The organism is Namhaeicola litoreus (genome assembly GCF_042679565.1).
GTDB lineage: Bacteria > Bacteroidota > Bacteroidia > Flavobacteriales > Flavobacteriaceae > Namhaeicola > Namhaeicola litoreus.
The window spans coordinates 386,297-400,860 of the sequence record NZ_JBHTMY010000003.1; the positions used below are offsets into that span (position 1 = coordinate 386,297).

A 14,564-nucleotide genomic window follows, 5' to 3' on the forward strand; every position below is an offset into this window, starting at 1 on the left:
AAATCAATTTTCATAAGAATTCGTGTCAATTATTGATTTATCCGTATAAATGAGTCCGGCTTGGTCAAGTCTGAGGACAAACCTTTACTTTTGGTGTTCTTATTACCACTATTTATTTTGATTGATTCCTTAAAAGTATAGTATGGCAATTATCGTAGCAATTAAACACGATACTTATTATCGTTATGATCGTTTGATCAACATGGGTTCCCATGTGATCAGGTTAAAGCCGGCGCCACATAGCAGAACCAAGATTCACTCCTATTCTCTAAATATTGAGCCCAAAGAGCATTTCATCAATTGGCAACAAGATTCATTTGGAAACTATTTGGCCAGGGTTGTTATGCAAGAGAAGGTAAAAGAATTTAAGGTAGAGGTAGAGGTTGTTGCAGAAATGACGGTAATCAATCCTTTTGATTTTTTTGTTGAAGAATATGCAGAGAAATTTCCCTTTCAATATACAACCCAAGATAGAAAAGAGTTAGCGCCTTATTTGGAAATTGTCGAAGACGGTCCTCTGCTAAAGGAATGGGTTAAAAAAATGGAACGGTTTAAGGGGAGTTCGATTGTAGATTTTCTTGTTTCCATCAATCGAGAATTGAATAAAGAAGTTAACTATACCGTGAGAATGGAACCCGGCGTTTTTACTTGCGAAGAATCGCTCAAAAAACAATTGGGTTCTTGTAGAGACTCTTCTTGGCTATTGGTACAGACGATGCGCCATTTAGGTTTGGCAGCGAGGTTTGTTTCGGGATATCTCGTTCAGTTAAAAGCCGACCAAAAGGCACTCGACGGTCCTTCCGGAACCGATAAAGATTTTACTGATTTACACGCCTGGTGTGAAGTATATGTGCCGGGAGCGGGGTGGATAGGTCTCGATCCTACATCGGGATTGTTGGCCGGTGAAGGACACATCCCACTTTGCTGTACACCTTCTCCTTCAAGTGCTGCACCAATTTCTGGAACACTTGATCCTTGTGAGGTGGAATTTTTTCATCAGAATGAGGTGATTCGTATCCATGAGGATCCTAGGGTTACTAAACCCTACAGTGATCAGCAATGGGCAGAAATCATGGGCTTAGGCGAATTGGTTGATAGGAAATTGGAAGAAGGAGATGTTAGACTTACCATGGGTGGTGAACCAACTTTTGTGTCGATTGATGATATGGAATCTGAACAGTGGAATACAGCTGCAGATGGAAAGGAAAAACAAAAACTATCTAATCGCCTAATCCATCATTTAAGTAAAAGTTTTGGTGATGGTGGATTGTTTCATTACGGACAGGGAAAATGGTATCCGGGAGAACCTACACCGCGATGGCAAATGGCATTGTACTGGAGAAAGGATGGTAAGCCTATTTGGAAAAACAAAGATTTACTTGCTGACTTTAGTGAGGAGGGCAAATTAAATTATAAAGATGCACAGCGTTTTATGGTTCGACTTACCAAAAAGCTCGGTGTGGATGAGAATAATGTGATGCCCGGATACGAAGATGCTTTTTACTATTTATGGACAGAAAGAAAGCTGCCTAAAAATATTGATCCTTTGCGCATCAATCTAAATGATTCTCTAGAACGAAGGACCTTAATGGAGCAGTTAGATCGCGGTTTACAGGATCCTGCAGGTTTTGTCTTACCTATAGAATGGGCCTATCAAAAAGAAGGATGGATCAGTTATCCATGGGAATTTAGAGGAGAAAAATTAATGTTGATTCCGGGGAATTCTCAAATGGGATATCGTTTACCATTAGAGTCACTTCCTTATATCCCAGAAAAGAAAAGACCAAAACCTGTTGAGCGAAGTCTGTTTGAGAAAGAAGCTCCTCTAGGAGATTTTCATCAGTTGGTAAATAGTAGGTCGCAAGGAAAAACAGATTACTCCATTCCTGATGAGATGTTGTCGCCAACAGTGTTTGAAGCACCCTTAGAAGAGGAAAAAAAAGAAAAACGTTTACCGTTTCAGGAGAAAGAAAAAGAAAAGGACGATTTTGAGCCTGAATTTGAGTCTTTTACGATAAAAACAGCACTTGTTTCAGAAATTAGAAACGGAAAAATTCATTTGTTTCTGCCTCCTGTAGATTATATTGAACATTACTTGGACATGTTGGCTGCTATTGAATTAACAGCGGAGGAATTACAACTGTCAATAGTGATTGAAGGATATGCTCCGCCCAAAGATAATCGCATAGAAAAATTGATGGTCACACCAGATCCCGGAGTAATAGAAGTGAATGTCCATCCTGCTAAATCTTGGAAAGAAATCGAGTATAATTATAATCAATTATTTGAATCAGCTCTGCAAAGTAGACTGGGTTCCGAAAAGTTTATGTTAGATGGAAAACATACAGGAACTGGTGGTGGAAATCATATTACAATAGGTGGAGAATCACCTTCAGATTCACCTTTGTTGCGCAGACCCGATCTTTTGAGAAGTATGATTACTTTTTGGCAGCATCATCCCGGTTTAAGTTATTTATTCTCAACGGCCTTTATTGGTCCTACAAGTCAAAGTCCAAGGGTTGATGAAGGTCGACAGGAAATGTTATACGAACTCGAAATTGCCTTTGATCAAATTCCAGAACCAGGAGAAGGAGAGATTCCTTTTTGGCTGGTAGATAGATTATTGAGAAATTTACTTATCGACCTTACTGGTAATACTCATAGAGCTGAATTTTGTATTGATAAACTATATTCTCCGGATTCATCAACGGGAAGATTGGGTATACTGGAATTGCGCGGTTTTGATATGCCACCCAATAAACAGATGTGTCTTGTTCAGTTATTGCTAATCAGGACGCTTGTGTCATGGTTTTGGGAAAAACCATACAAAGGAAAACTTGTGAGATGGGGAACAGAACTGCACGATAAGTTTATGACACATCATTTTGTTCGTGAAGATCTCAAAGACGTTGTAGATCAGTTAAATGAAGCTGGCTATCCTTTTGATATCAATTGGTTAGAACCTTTCTTTGAATTTCGTTTTCCACATGTAGGAAGGGTGAAATTTAAAGAAGTAGAACTTAGTTTACGTACCGCAATTGAGCCATGGAATGTATTAGGAGAAGAGATGTCGAGCTCCGGTACGGCCAGATTTGTGGATTCATCCGTTGAACGCATAGAAGTAAAAGCTACGGGACTTACAAGTGAACGATATGTGATTCTTTGCAATGGTATGCGTATTCCAATGACGAATACTGGCACTAAAGGAGAATTTGTTGCTTCAGTGAGGTATAGAGCCTGGCAGCCACCTTCTGCATTGCATCCTAATTTGGAAGTGGATACACCCTTGGTGTTCGATATTTTTGACCTTTGGGTGGGTAAATCTGTTGCCGGATGTACCTATCACGTTTTCCATCCGGGCGGAAGAGCTTATGATTCCTTCCCTGTCAATAGTTTTGAAGCGGAGGGTAGGCGAGAGTCTCGTTTTTACAGTGAGAATCATACACAGAGTGTATATGTTCCGGCAGATATGAGCACGGAGGTAAAGCGATATATACTTGAAAAGGAAGTGAATACAGGTGAGCGCGTTGTCCTAACTCCAAAGTTTATAGAGCCTGATCCTGAATACCCACATACTTTTGATATCAGAAAATACAAGTTGAAAAAATAGCACTTATTCTTCCTCTACATGTAAAAAGTCGGGAAGATCATTCGCAGCATCAATTAACATTTGGTTCCATTGAACTGAGGTCGTTTTTAATTCGTCTTCTACTTTTCGAAACTCCTGGATTTCAAAAGTACCATTGCGGTATAAAGCAAAATCTAGAGGAAAATCTACATCACTAGCATTTTTAAAGGTAGCATCGAATGATAGAAAGGCCACTTTAATAGCTAAATCAAAGGTTATTTCTTCATGTAAAAGCCGTCTCAAAATAGATTTTCCAAAACCGGTATTTCCAATCACCGTATACGGAGATTCATCCGAAGCTTCTACCCAATTCCCTTCTGGAAAAATTAAAAATATGCTGGAACGCTTATCTTTTATACATTGACCGCCAATAATAAAATGTGCATCGAAAATAAATTTACTTTCTTGCAACGACTCCAGATCTTCGGCCCTCACTTGCTTGACCATTTTTCCGAGGAGATTGGCAACCTGATATAATTTATCTACCTTCTGAGAGGCGAGTTCGTCTTCAAATAAATGGATTACTTTATCTCTGATCGATCGCAGACCAGACGACATAATAAAAAAGGAATATTTTCCATTCTGGAAGGTCTGAATTTTTTTCGAAGTCGATACCCCTAAACCACTGCTGATACGCGTATCTGATAAGGCAACTACTCCCGCCTTACTTTTAATAGCTACACAAAATGTCATATTTACTGATTCGTTATTGTCACTGCATGAATACTTTTTTGCATTCCGATTGTTTCTAAGATTCCAACGATTGGACTACAATCCCGGAAATCACAACCATGTGCAATTTTTATATAATGATGGTCTGCTAGCAAATGATTAGTTGCATCAAACCCTACCCATCCTGCCTCCGGAATAAATGCTTCTACCCAGGCATGTAACTGACTCGTGTCAATAGACCCTTCACCTTGGTCCAGATATCCACTTACATATCTCGCAGGAATCTTATTTTGACGACAAACTGAAATGAAAAGATGAGCGTAATCCTGGCACACTCCTTTTTTAAGGTAGAGTACCTGTTCTATAGCCGTATTCACATCTGTGCTATTGGGTGAATATTCTAAGAGCTCAAATATAAACATATTTAGTTCCAAAAGATATTCGAGTAATATTTTTTCACTTGAATATACAGGAAACGAAATAGGAGAATGGACTGGCATTTTGGTTAGGTCTGTGGCAAGCAAAAATCTGTGATGATCAATTTTAAAATCTAAAGAATTCAATAATTCAAACTCTTGTTCTGAAGTCAAACTGCTAATAGGAAATGGATTCTTTTTTTCTTTTTTTACAACAGCAGATAGATGAAACCAAAATTCAGAAACAGATTGTTTGGCGTAGTAATGAATCAGATCAAAACCGAAAGAATTTTTTGAGATATGTGCATCTTGATCAATGGAACATTCTATTTCTAAGTCTTCAACGATTTGTTCAGCATTCGAAAAGGGAATCACTAATAACTGAAAATTTGCTTTTTTTACAGGAGCGTTATAAGTAGTTTTAATTTGGTAGACAAGCTTATATACTTCCATTAGTAGCTAAGGTATTTCTTTTCAATTTCAGAACTAATAATGGTTATTTTTTCTTGTGTATCGTTGAGTAGTCCGTAAATATCATCTTTATAATCATCGTAAGTAAGATAGTTGTACTGCTCATTAATTTTACCAATTTTAAAACTGATAGAATTCGGATTTGCACTTTCATTTCGGCTGAGCTTTTTGATGTACTTTCTTATTCCGTTTAATGAAAAAGCGATGGATCTTGGGCAATTAGGGTTGACAATTAAAAATTCAAGCACCTGTTTACAATTAGGTGTTTTGGCATATAACTTCCTATTCATATCAAATGATTCGGTACAGCGAAGTAGGGTTGTCCATTCAAAACTGAGTTCGGTAACCGCAATGCCAGATTGCTCTATTTTGTATATATCATGTAACTTCGCATTGATGATCCTAATAATTTGTAAAACTCTTTCGATGTACATACCTAAAAGAATTACAGCCCATTCTTCATCATGTAAGAGTGAATCATAAATTTTAACACGTAAAATAGAAGCCTGATCTAAAACCATCTGCGAGAATTCATAAAAGCCCGTAGTTAGATACTTTTCAACGGGATAATCATTCACGAGGTGGTAAAATCTATTGAGATTTTCCCATAATCCTGTTGAAATGGCATTTCTTGCCCCCCTTGCATTTTCTCTTGCAAAAGTAATATTACTCAATATCGAGTTAGAATTATCGGGATCCAGACCTACTTTATATAAGACATCTTCTTCTTTTTTATATTCCATATCAAAGATACCGGCCATATAAAGCATAGAATCTAGAACGAATTTTCTATCATACGTTTCCAGAATGGGTGCGTCCAATGAGGAAAAATAGATCTCGCGACTGTATCTTGCAATATGTTCGGCTCTTTCAATATAGCGCCCCATCCAATATAAATTATTTGCTACTCTTGATAACATAGTTTTCTTTTTGAAATAAAATTGCTAATCTAATACCCAAGTGTCTTTTGACCCTCCACCTTGCGAAGAATTGACAATGAGGTTTCCTCTTTTTAGTGCGACCCTTGTTAAACCTCCTTTTAATGTGTAGTTTTTATTTTTCCCCATTAAACTAAAAGTTCTCAAATCTATATGCCGGGGTTCAAATTCTTTTGTTTCTTCTACGAATGTAGGATGCACCGAAAGACTCATGATTGGTTGGGCAATATATTTTCGTCGATCAGATTTTATTCTGGTTTTAACTTCTTCTATTTCCTCTTTGGTCAATCTGGTTCCAATAGAAATCCCATAGCCTCCGGATTCATCTACAGGTTTTACCACTAGTTTATTTACGTTTTCGAGTACATATTTAAAATCACTGTCTTTTTCGCAATGATAGGTTTGCACGTTATTCAAAATAGGTTCTTCTCCCAGATAATATTTAATGATATCGGGTACATAGTGATACACAGCTTTGTCATCGGCTACCCCTGTACCCGGTGCGTTAGCCAACGTTACATTTCCGGCACGATAAGCACTCATGACACCAGGAATGCCTAGCATAGAATCTTTTCTGAATACCAAAGGATCAATAAATTCATCGTCAACACGACGGTAGATCACATCTACTTTTTTAGGACCATAAATCGTTTTCATATAGACGATGTCTTTTTCTACAAAAAGATCTCTTCCTTCTACCAGGGTAACGCCCATTTTTTGAGCCAGAAAGGAATGTTCGAAATAAGCAGAATTGTACATGCCCGGTGTAACAACTACTACCGTAGGATTATCTGTATTCTTTGGTTTTACGGTTTTTAGTATTTCCAATAACTCTTCCGGATATTGATAGACTGTTTTCGTTTTTAACTTGTTAAACAGATCAAAGAACGATTTTTTTAATGCCATTCTGTTAGATAGAACATAACTCACACCAGATGGGCATCTTAAATTATCCTCTAAAATATAATACTCGCCATCTGAGTGTTTAATAAGGTCTGTGCCAGAAATATGTGTGTATATTCCTCCCTCTGGTCTAAAACCTTCCATTTCTTTCAAATAATTCTTTGATGAAAAAATAAGGTCGGCAGGGACAATTTTATCTTTTAAAATCTTTTTATCGTGATAGATATCGTCTAAAAAAAGGTTGATCGCTTTGTTTCTTTGAATCACTCCTGTTTCAAGTTTATTCCATTCTTCATTTGGTATGATCCTAGGGAAGAGGTCAAAAGGGAAAATGCGTTCATCAGCTTTTTTGTTTTCGTTGTATACAGCAAATGTGATACCTTGATTAAAAAATGCAGTTTTAACCTCGTTATTAATTCTTTCAAAATCAACAAGACTAAATTTCTTAAATCGATCCAAAACATTTTCATAATGAGAAAATGGTTCATGTTCCATTTTGAAGACCTCATCAAAATGTCCCACATCCATCCTATATAGATCTAATATTTTTTTACTTTTCTCATTCATATGCTTAAATAATTTGAACTATTATCTTTGGAAATAATGTATAAAAATATCGTTTTTTATATATAAATTATGATTGAATAACTAAAAATAGGGGGTGTAAACAAATAAATGCTAAATAATTAATGGCAACCCCTGTAAATTATGTGGTGTATAAAAATATGATTCATATTTGGTGAAAATAGAAATTTACTAGTTCGCTTATTAAATCCATTGTTTTACTAACTTAATGAAAGTAATGAATTATCGTTTAGAATAGAACATAGTGGCTTATAAATTACTTTCTAGGCTGAGTATTTCTGCCCTTTGCTTGTTTTTCTTTATTTCGAACATAAATCAATTTATGCCTGCTTTTGGCACTTTCTCTTTGCTCTATGTCAAATTGATCTATAGATTTGATAAGCGGTGTAAGCTTTTGAAAACCAAAATTCCTGGGATCAAAGTTGGGTTGCTTCTTTTGCAATAAACTACCTACATCGCCTAAAAAAGCCCAGCCGTCATCATCCGACAGGTCGTTGATAGAAGTCGCAATCAAGTTGATGTCTTTTTGGGTGATCTTATCCACCGTGTTTTTGTCGGATTCTTTTTGACCTCCCGATTCACTCACCTTCGATTGATTTCGCAAGATCTCCACATAAATAAATTTATCGCAGGCCACAATAAAAGGGTTGGGTGTTTTCTTTTCTCCTATGCCGATCACTTGCATTCCGGCTTCTCTCAGTCGGGTGGCCAGCCTTGTAAAATCGCTATCGCTAGACACAATACAAAAGCCGTTTACTTTTTCAGAATACAGAATGTCCATCGCATCAATGATCATGGCAGAGTCTGTGGCGTTCTTTCCGGAGGTGTAACCGTATTGTTGAATGGGAGTAATGGCATTTTCTAACAAAAGTTGTTTCCATTTAGATAAATGCGGCTTGGTCCAGTCTCCATAAATTCTTTTGATGGTGGGATTACCGTATTTGGCAATTTCTTCCATCATTTCTTTGATACAATCAGAAGGGATGTTATCGCCATCAATTAAGACAGCAAGGTTTAGGTTGTTTTCCATGAGGTTTTTCTAAGTTTCGAAATTACGTAAATTTTAGCTTGCCTTTCTATTCGTCTGAGAAATTCTTAAAAGCCTAAAAGAGATAAAGTTTTTATGTACTTCTAAGGTACTTTACAAATGCAGCGATAAAAAAAACGATCCAATCATGAGAATACTAAGAAATTACAGGTTCATCTACTTTTTTTTAACCTATTGAACAATATTAAGAGAACACCCGAAAAAAGATATACGTAGGCGGATATATATGATTTAACTTATTCATGTATACATAACAAAAGGTCATGAAGTTAAAAAATATTTGATTCTCGATACAAATTTCACTTATTTGTTATGCGTAAAATCCACTCGAATTGAAAAAATTCACAAACAGACTGTTGGCAGAAGCGTCCTTGTCAGCTCGAGTGATGCCAAACATTGAATAATATCGAGCGCTGATGAAGTAAGTTGCAATGCTACTTATTATATAGCACAACCTATTATAATAACAAAAGTTGATTGAGATACCTTTGTCGGTAAATCGAGATACCTTGGTCAAATATTCGAGATACCTTTGTCAAAAATTTGAGATAGGTATGTCAATTTCATCTTTGAAATTGCTTGATAATTAAAATCGAATTGTTTTATTAAAACGATGATCTAATTGAATTCTGAGACCCATGGTAACTACATCGTCATTTTTAATACCCAAAGAATTATAGCCCTCGGCAAGTCTTACCTCGGCATAAAAGTAAGCGATATGGAAGGGTTTATATTCCATGCCAAGAATAAAATTTTTCACACCAAATTTATCACTGATCACCTTCTTGTCATAGGGTCCGCGAATATCTTCTGTGTCTGGATCGTAGTAGTTATAGCCTGCCAAAAAAGCAAACTCTTCCCATCTATATTTGCTGAAAATTTCGAATCCCTTGGCATCAAAAACAACCGTAGGAAAAACCTCCCCGGCATCAGGAACAATAATAAACCCCTCGGTCAGATCACCATTGCTTTGGTTAGAAAAGACAATACCGAGATCTAAATTCTTTGACCGATAGGATATACCTCCGCTATAAAAAGTGGGATTGTCATCAAGGCCTAATACATTACTTTGTTCAATAAGTCTATCATTAAAAAACGACTTATTGAAGGCTGCGCCGACTTTAAGACCTTTTAAAATTTCATATTGTGCACTCAAGCCAATACCATCTACCCACTCATTGTTCAAGGTTGTTCTTGCCTGAGCCTGAATTCCAAAGGCAAAATTGCCGATGATATTCCTATAAATCACAGATTGATCTGCTCGTCCTGTTCCCAGACCGCCTCCATCTGTCCCGGCCGTATAGGTAGCCGAACCCTGCCCTCCAAATACATTAAAATTATCTGTGTACGAAGTTACGTCATAATAAACACTCCATTGTTTTCCGAAAGAAAGCGTTCCCCACTTGCCAAAATCAACTCCTAAATATCCCAATCTGGAAGAAAAGACTTGGTTGACCTGATCTCTTTCAGCAATGATAAATCCGCCTGCAGAATTTCCATCCGCATTGAACTGTGAATTGCTCTTAAACAAATTCATACCTAATTCTATGCCCGTGAAAAATGCATATCCATTTTTGTTAACCCTCATCTGAAAACCTATGCGCGATGCATTTTCCTGAAACTCTACCTCCTTATTATAAAAGGCAAAATGCCCTCTAAAGCTACCATAAGGTATGATGGTCAGTTCCACGGAGTCTAGCGGTTTTTCCTCTGTTTGGGCTACAGCAGTGTGCAGAAAAAAAAGTATTGAAATCCATAGTATAAAAAGTCTCATAAGCAATAAGTTGTGGTATAAGCTGCTACGGTAAAAATACGAGAAAATAGTTGAAGAGACAATTGATAACAATTAACAAAAAAAAAACGCTCAGGTAAACCCGAGCGTTTTTCATGATATCTATTTTGATGCTTATTTTACTTCTTCAAAATCTACATCTTCCACATCATCTTGGCCACCTGCATTAGCGGGTTCTTCTTGAGGTGCACCTGTTGGTTCACCGGCTCCTTGTTGTGCTTTGTACATTTCTTCAGAAGCTACTTTCCAAGCCTCATTAATTTTCTCCATGGCTGTGTCTATCTGCGCGATGTCTTTAGACTCATGTGCCTTTTTCAACTCTGCCAAGGCAGCTTCGATAGGCTCTTTTTTATCTGCAGATAATTTATCGCCGAATTCTTTTAACTGACTCTCAGTTTGGAAGATCATAGAGTCAGCTCCGTTGATCTTATCAGCAATTTCTCTGGCTTTCTTATCAGATTCAGCATTTGCCTCAGCATCAGCTTTCATTTTCTTGATCTCATCTTCAGACAATCCTGATGAAGCTTCAATTCTGATGTTGTGTTCTTTGCCTGTTCCTTTATCTTTGGCCGATACATTGATGATACCGTTCGCGTCAATGTCAAAAGTAACTTCGATCTGAGGTACGCCTCTCGGTGCAGGTGGAATACCGTCTAAATGGAATCTACCAATGGTCTTGTTATCTGCGGCCATGGCTCTTTCACCTTGCAACACATGAATTTCTACAGAAGGCTGGTTGTCGGCAGCCGTAGAGAATACCTGTGATTTTTTAGTCGGGATGGTTGTGTTAGACTCAATTAATTTGGTCATCACATTACCCATGGTTTCGATACCTAAAGAAAGAGGAGTAACGTCTAATAAAAGAACATCTTTTACATCTCCGGTTAATACACCTCCTTGAATGGCAGCACCAATCGCTACAACTTCATCCGGGTTTACACCTTTTGAAGGTTTTTTACCAAAGAATTTTTCTACTTCTTCCTGGATTCTAGGCATACGTGTAGAACCACCCACCAAGATTACTTCGTCTATATCAGAAGTACTCAAATCAGCATCTTTTAATGCGGCGCTTACCGGAGCCATCGATCTTTTGATCAAAGAATCAGATAGTTTTTCGAAATGAGATCTGGTCAATGTTTTTACCAAGTGCTTAGGACCTGAAGCGGTTGCAGTCACATAAGGTAAATTGATTTCTGTTTGTGTACTAGAAGACAATTCAATTTTTGCCTTTTCAGCAGCTTCTTTCAATCTTTGTAAAGCCATCGGATCTTTTCTCAAGTCGATACCTTCTTCTTTATTGAATTCTTCAGCTAACCAGTCTATAATTACTTGGTCAAAGTCATCACCACCTAAGTGTGTATCTCCGTTTGTAGAAAGTACTTCAAAAACACCGTCGCCAATTTCTAAGATAGAGATATCAAAAGTACCTCCACCTAAATCGTATACGGCAATTTTCTTGTCGTGACCAGATTTGTCTAAACCATAAGCTAAGGCAGCAGCAGTAGGCTCATTGATGATCCTGCTAATTTTTAATCCGGCAATTTCTCCGGCTTCTTTTGTTGCTTGTCTTTGTGCATCATTAAAGTATGCCGGAACAGTAACAACAGCTTCTTTTACTTCGTGGCCCAAATAATCTTCAGCAGTCTTTTTCATTTTCTGCAAGATCATGGCAGATATCTCTTGAGGCGTGTACAAACGACCGTCAATATCTACCCTTGGTGTATCATTATCTCCTTTTACAACAGTATAAGGTACTCTTTCAGCTTCTTTTTTACATTCTGAGTATTTATTACCCATGAATCTTTTGATAGAGTATATAGTCTTTTTTGGATTGGTAACAGCCTGACGTTTTGCAGGATCACCAACCTTGCGTTCTCCACCTTCTACAAATGCTACGATAGAGGGTGTAGTTCTTTTTCCTTCAGCGTTAGGAATTACTACCGGTTCACTTCCTTCCATCACAGAAACACATGAGTTGGTTGTTCCTAAGTCTATTCCAATTATTTTACTCATAATTATATATTTTTTATTAGTTGTTCAAAATTATTTTCTCTGCTTAAGTCAATCTTTGTGCCATTCGGAAATTAGTGGGGTTTTGGCATGTTTTTCTATATTCTTATGTCAGGCTGTCAGTTTATGCCTGATTTTCAAGACAATTCAACATGAAATGTTTTTTCTATGACAATGATTTTTTATTCGTTCTACATTTTGCGAACTTTGCCGAAAATTAGATGTTATGCTCGGATTAAAATTTGACACGCCAGCCTCATGGGCCAAGATTGCTGAACAGAATTTACCACAGTTGTTAACAGATCACGCATTTGCAGAGCAGAAAGCTTCGGCTTCGGCTGTTTCTTTGATCATTAATTTTTCTGAAGAGACTGAATTGGTAAAGGCCATGACAGAAATTGCAATCGAAGAATTGGAGCATTTCCAACGGGTACATGAGATCATGGTTTCTCGCGGAATGGTCTTGGGCATAGATCAAAATAGTGCATATGCAAAGCATTTGATAAAATTCTTCCCTAAAGGAAAAGACAGAAAGACCAATTTAATTAATCGGTTGTTGATCTCTGCAGTGATCGAAGCAAGAAGCTGTGAACGATTTAAAGTATTGTCGGAAAACTTAGAAGACAAAGAACTCGCTGATTTCTTTAAAGACCTTTTGGCATCTGAGGCAGGACATTATACTTTGTTCTTAGGTTTTGCACGGAAATTTGAGGACAGAGAGATTGTGGATAAAAAATGGTCTGACTTTTTGGATTATGAAGCTGAATACATGAAACTTCAAGGCAAACAGGCGCTAGTGCACGGATAACTAATCCTTGTTGATGATCGTGAACACCTTATCGGTTTCTGCTAGTTTTACTTCTGCAAAAACTTCAGAGGCTTCTTTTAAGAACCTTTGTTCATCTTTATAGCGATTTGAGAAATGACCGATAATGAGTCGTTTTACCATGGCTTTCTTTGCAATGGTTGCCGCCTCTTTGGCCGTGCTATGTTTGGTTTTTTCCGCCAATTCTTTGTTGTCTTCTAAAAAAGTAGCTTCGTGGTAAAGCAAATCAACCTCCTTTATGATAGGTATAATAGATTCGTGATAAGATGTATCGCTGCAAAAAGCATAACTCAAAGGTTCATGCGGGCTCTCTGTCAGTAAGTCATTGGATATGATCTCTCCATTTTCACGAACAAAATCAAATCCTTTCTTTATTTTGTGGTAATCACAAATGTAAATATCGGGATAGGATTTTATTTTATCCAAGGCCAATTTTCTGTCTTTTCTTTTTTCCTTAAACAAAAACCCATTGGTGTAAATTCTGTGGTTGAGCGGAATGGTATACACAGATACCTGTTTATCTTCAAAGATCAATTCGCTCTTGTCGCTCGAAAGTAAATGAAAATGTAATGGGAAATCTACCCAAGATTTGGTGAGCCGTAACTGTGTTTCTATGATTACTTTAAGATCTTTTGGTCCGTAAATATGTAATTCGTGAGGACGGTTCAATAAACCAAAAGTAGAGATCAACCCAATTAAGCCAAAGAAATGGTCACCGTGCAAATGGGATATAAAGACATGTTTGATCCGCGAAAACTTTATTTTGTTTTTGCGGAGTTGCATTTGCGTTCCCTCGCCGCAATCGATCAAAAAATGTCTGTTATTTATTTCTAAGTATTGAGATGTAGGGTGTGCATCACTTCTTGGGGTAGCAGAATGGCAGCCCAATATGGTGAGCTGGATACTCATTTGATCACTATTCTTTTGGAAATAATCTTGTTTTCGGTTTTAATCGAATAGATGTAAATTCCGGGTGCGAGATCATCCCGATAAAAAGTAATGGTATTTGCGCCCTTTTTCGATTTCAATTTTTGTACAAATATGGTATTTCCCAGAAGATCTTTAACAAAGAATTCCAGTTCAATTTCCTCATCAGCAAAAAACCTTATTCGGGTAGAAACACTAAATGGATTGGGAGAAGCCATCACATCGTGAATAACTGTCTCCGCAGCTTCCAAAATTTCCTTATCACGAATATCATCGCTTTGTGCAATGGTCGTTTGAGAGAAGAGAAAAGTTAAAAAGAAAATTACGAGTAGTTTTTTTACCATATAT

At 37.2% G+C, this 14,564-nt stretch carries 11 protein-coding genes; 2 read left to right on the forward strand and 9 right to left on the reverse strand.

Annotation, left to right across the window (positions count from 1 at the left end; genetic code table 11):
• Positions 1 to 142 precede the first annotated feature (142 nt).
• On the forward strand, positions 143 to 3,610 hold the full coding sequence (locus ACFQ39_RS09000) for a transglutaminase family protein (protein WP_377178223.1): 3,468 nt from the start codon (positions 143 to 145) through the stop codon (positions 3,608 to 3,610).
• A 3-nt stretch (positions 3,611 to 3,613) separates the two neighbouring features.
• Here ACFQ39_RS09000 and ACFQ39_RS09005 read toward each other — a convergent pair whose 3' ends face one another.
• The 7 genes from ACFQ39_RS09005 to dnaK all read right to left on the reverse strand — a co-directional run bounded on the left by ACFQ39_RS09005 (position 3,614) and on the right by dnaK (position 12,466).
• Positions 3,614 to 4,321, reverse strand: coding sequence for a hypothetical protein (locus tag ACFQ39_RS09005; protein WP_377178225.1), 708 nt, complete (start codon positions 4,319 to 4,321; stop codon positions 3,614 to 3,616).
• A 2-nt stretch (positions 4,322 to 4,323) separates the two neighbouring features.
• Positions 4,324 to 5,169 carry a transglutaminase-like domain-containing protein gene (locus ACFQ39_RS09010; RefSeq protein WP_377178227.1) on the reverse strand — a complete coding sequence of 282 codons (846 nt, stop codon included), beginning with the start codon at positions 5,167 to 5,169 and terminating at the stop codon, positions 4,324 to 4,326.
• The gene (locus tag ACFQ39_RS09015) at positions 5,169 to 6,107 is read right to left on the reverse strand and encodes an alpha-E domain-containing protein (protein ID WP_377178229.1); all 939 of its coding nucleotides are present in this window, start codon (positions 6,105 to 6,107) and stop codon (positions 5,169 to 5,171) included. Before ACFQ39_RS09015 ends, ACFQ39_RS09010 begins: the two co-directional genes overlap by 1 nt.
• Positions 6,108 to 6,131: 24 nt before the next feature.
• Positions 6,132 to 7,595 carry a circularly permuted type 2 ATP-grasp protein gene (locus tag ACFQ39_RS09020; RefSeq protein ID WP_377178231.1) on the reverse strand — a complete coding sequence of 488 codons (1,464 nt, stop codon included), beginning with the start codon at positions 7,593 to 7,595 and terminating at the stop codon, positions 6,132 to 6,134.
• A 274-nt stretch (positions 7,596 to 7,869) separates the two neighbouring features.
• Positions 7,870 to 8,643: an NYN domain-containing protein gene (locus ACFQ39_RS09025; RefSeq protein ID WP_377178233.1), complete on the reverse strand. Its 774-nt coding sequence runs from the start codon at positions 8,641 to 8,643 to the stop codon at positions 7,870 to 7,872.
• A 604-nt stretch (positions 8,644 to 9,247) separates the two neighbouring features.
• The gene (locus ACFQ39_RS09030; protein ID WP_377178235.1) at positions 9,248 to 10,435 is read right to left on the reverse strand and encodes a porin; all 1,188 of its coding nucleotides are present in this window, start codon (positions 10,433 to 10,435) and stop codon (positions 9,248 to 9,250) included.
• Positions 10,436 to 10,567: 132 nt separating this feature from the next.
• Positions 10,568 to 12,466: a molecular chaperone DnaK gene (gene dnaK / locus ACFQ39_RS09035; RefSeq protein WP_377178237.1), complete on the reverse strand. Its 1,899-nt coding sequence runs from the start codon at positions 12,464 to 12,466 to the stop codon at positions 10,568 to 10,570.
• A gap of 223 nt (positions 12,467 to 12,689) precedes the next feature.
• Here dnaK and miaE point away from each other — a divergent pair, with 223 nt between their 5' ends.
• The gene (miaE, locus tag ACFQ39_RS09040; protein WP_377178239.1) at positions 12,690 to 13,271 is read left to right on the forward strand and encodes a tRNA-(ms[2]io[6]A)-hydroxylase; all 582 of its coding nucleotides are present in this window, start codon (positions 12,690 to 12,692) and stop codon (positions 13,269 to 13,271) included.
• Here miaE and ACFQ39_RS09045 read toward each other — a convergent pair whose 3' ends face one another.
• Positions 13,272 to 14,198 carry a ribonuclease Z gene (locus ACFQ39_RS09045; RefSeq protein WP_377178240.1) on the reverse strand — a complete coding sequence of 309 codons (927 nt, stop codon included), beginning with the start codon at positions 14,196 to 14,198 and terminating at the stop codon, positions 13,272 to 13,274.
• Positions 14,195 to 14,560, reverse strand: a complete 366-nt coding sequence (locus tag ACFQ39_RS09050; protein WP_377178242.1) for a T9SS type A sorting domain-containing protein — start codon at positions 14,558 to 14,560, stop codon at positions 14,195 to 14,197. The genes ACFQ39_RS09045 and ACFQ39_RS09050 overlap by 4 nt, the downstream gene beginning before the upstream one ends.
• Between the last annotated feature and the right edge of the window lie 4 nt (positions 14,561 to 14,564).

Coding starts and splice junctions, on each gene's coding strand:
- ACFQ39_RS09000 (WP_377178223.1), top strand. CDS start 143: ATGGCAATTATCGTAGCAATTAAACACGATACTTATTATCGTTATGAT.
- ACFQ39_RS09005 (WP_377178225.1), bottom strand. CDS start 4,321: ATGACATTTTGTGTAGCTATTAAAAGTAAGGCGGGAGTAGTTGCCTTA.
- ACFQ39_RS09010 (WP_377178227.1), bottom strand. CDS start 5,169: ATGGAAGTATATAAGCTTGTCTACCAAATTAAAACTACTTATAACGCT.
- ACFQ39_RS09015 (WP_377178229.1), bottom strand. CDS start 6,107: ATGTTATCAAGAGTAGCAAATAATTTATATTGGATGGGGCGCTATATT.
- ACFQ39_RS09020 (WP_377178231.1), bottom strand. CDS start 7,595: ATGAATGAGAAAAGTAAAAAAATATTAGATCTATATAGGATGGATGTG.
- ACFQ39_RS09025 (WP_377178233.1), bottom strand. CDS start 8,643: ATGGAAAACAACCTAAACCTTGCTGTCTTAATTGATGGCGATAACATC.
- ACFQ39_RS09030 (WP_377178235.1), bottom strand. CDS start 10,435: ATGAGACTTTTTATACTATGGATTTCAATACTTTTTTTTCTGCACACT.
- dnaK (WP_377178237.1), bottom strand. CDS start 12,466: ATGAGTAAAATAATTGGAATAGACTTAGGAACAACCAACTCATGTGTT.
- miaE (WP_377178239.1), top strand. CDS start 12,690: ATGCTCGGATTAAAATTTGACACGCCAGCCTCATGGGCCAAGATTGCT.
- ACFQ39_RS09045 (WP_377178240.1), bottom strand. CDS start 14,198: ATGAGTATCCAGCTCACCATATTGGGCTGCCATTCTGCTACCCCAAGA.
- ACFQ39_RS09050 (WP_377178242.1), bottom strand. CDS start 14,560: ATGGTAAAAAAACTACTCGTAATTTTCTTTTTAACTTTTCTCTTCTCT.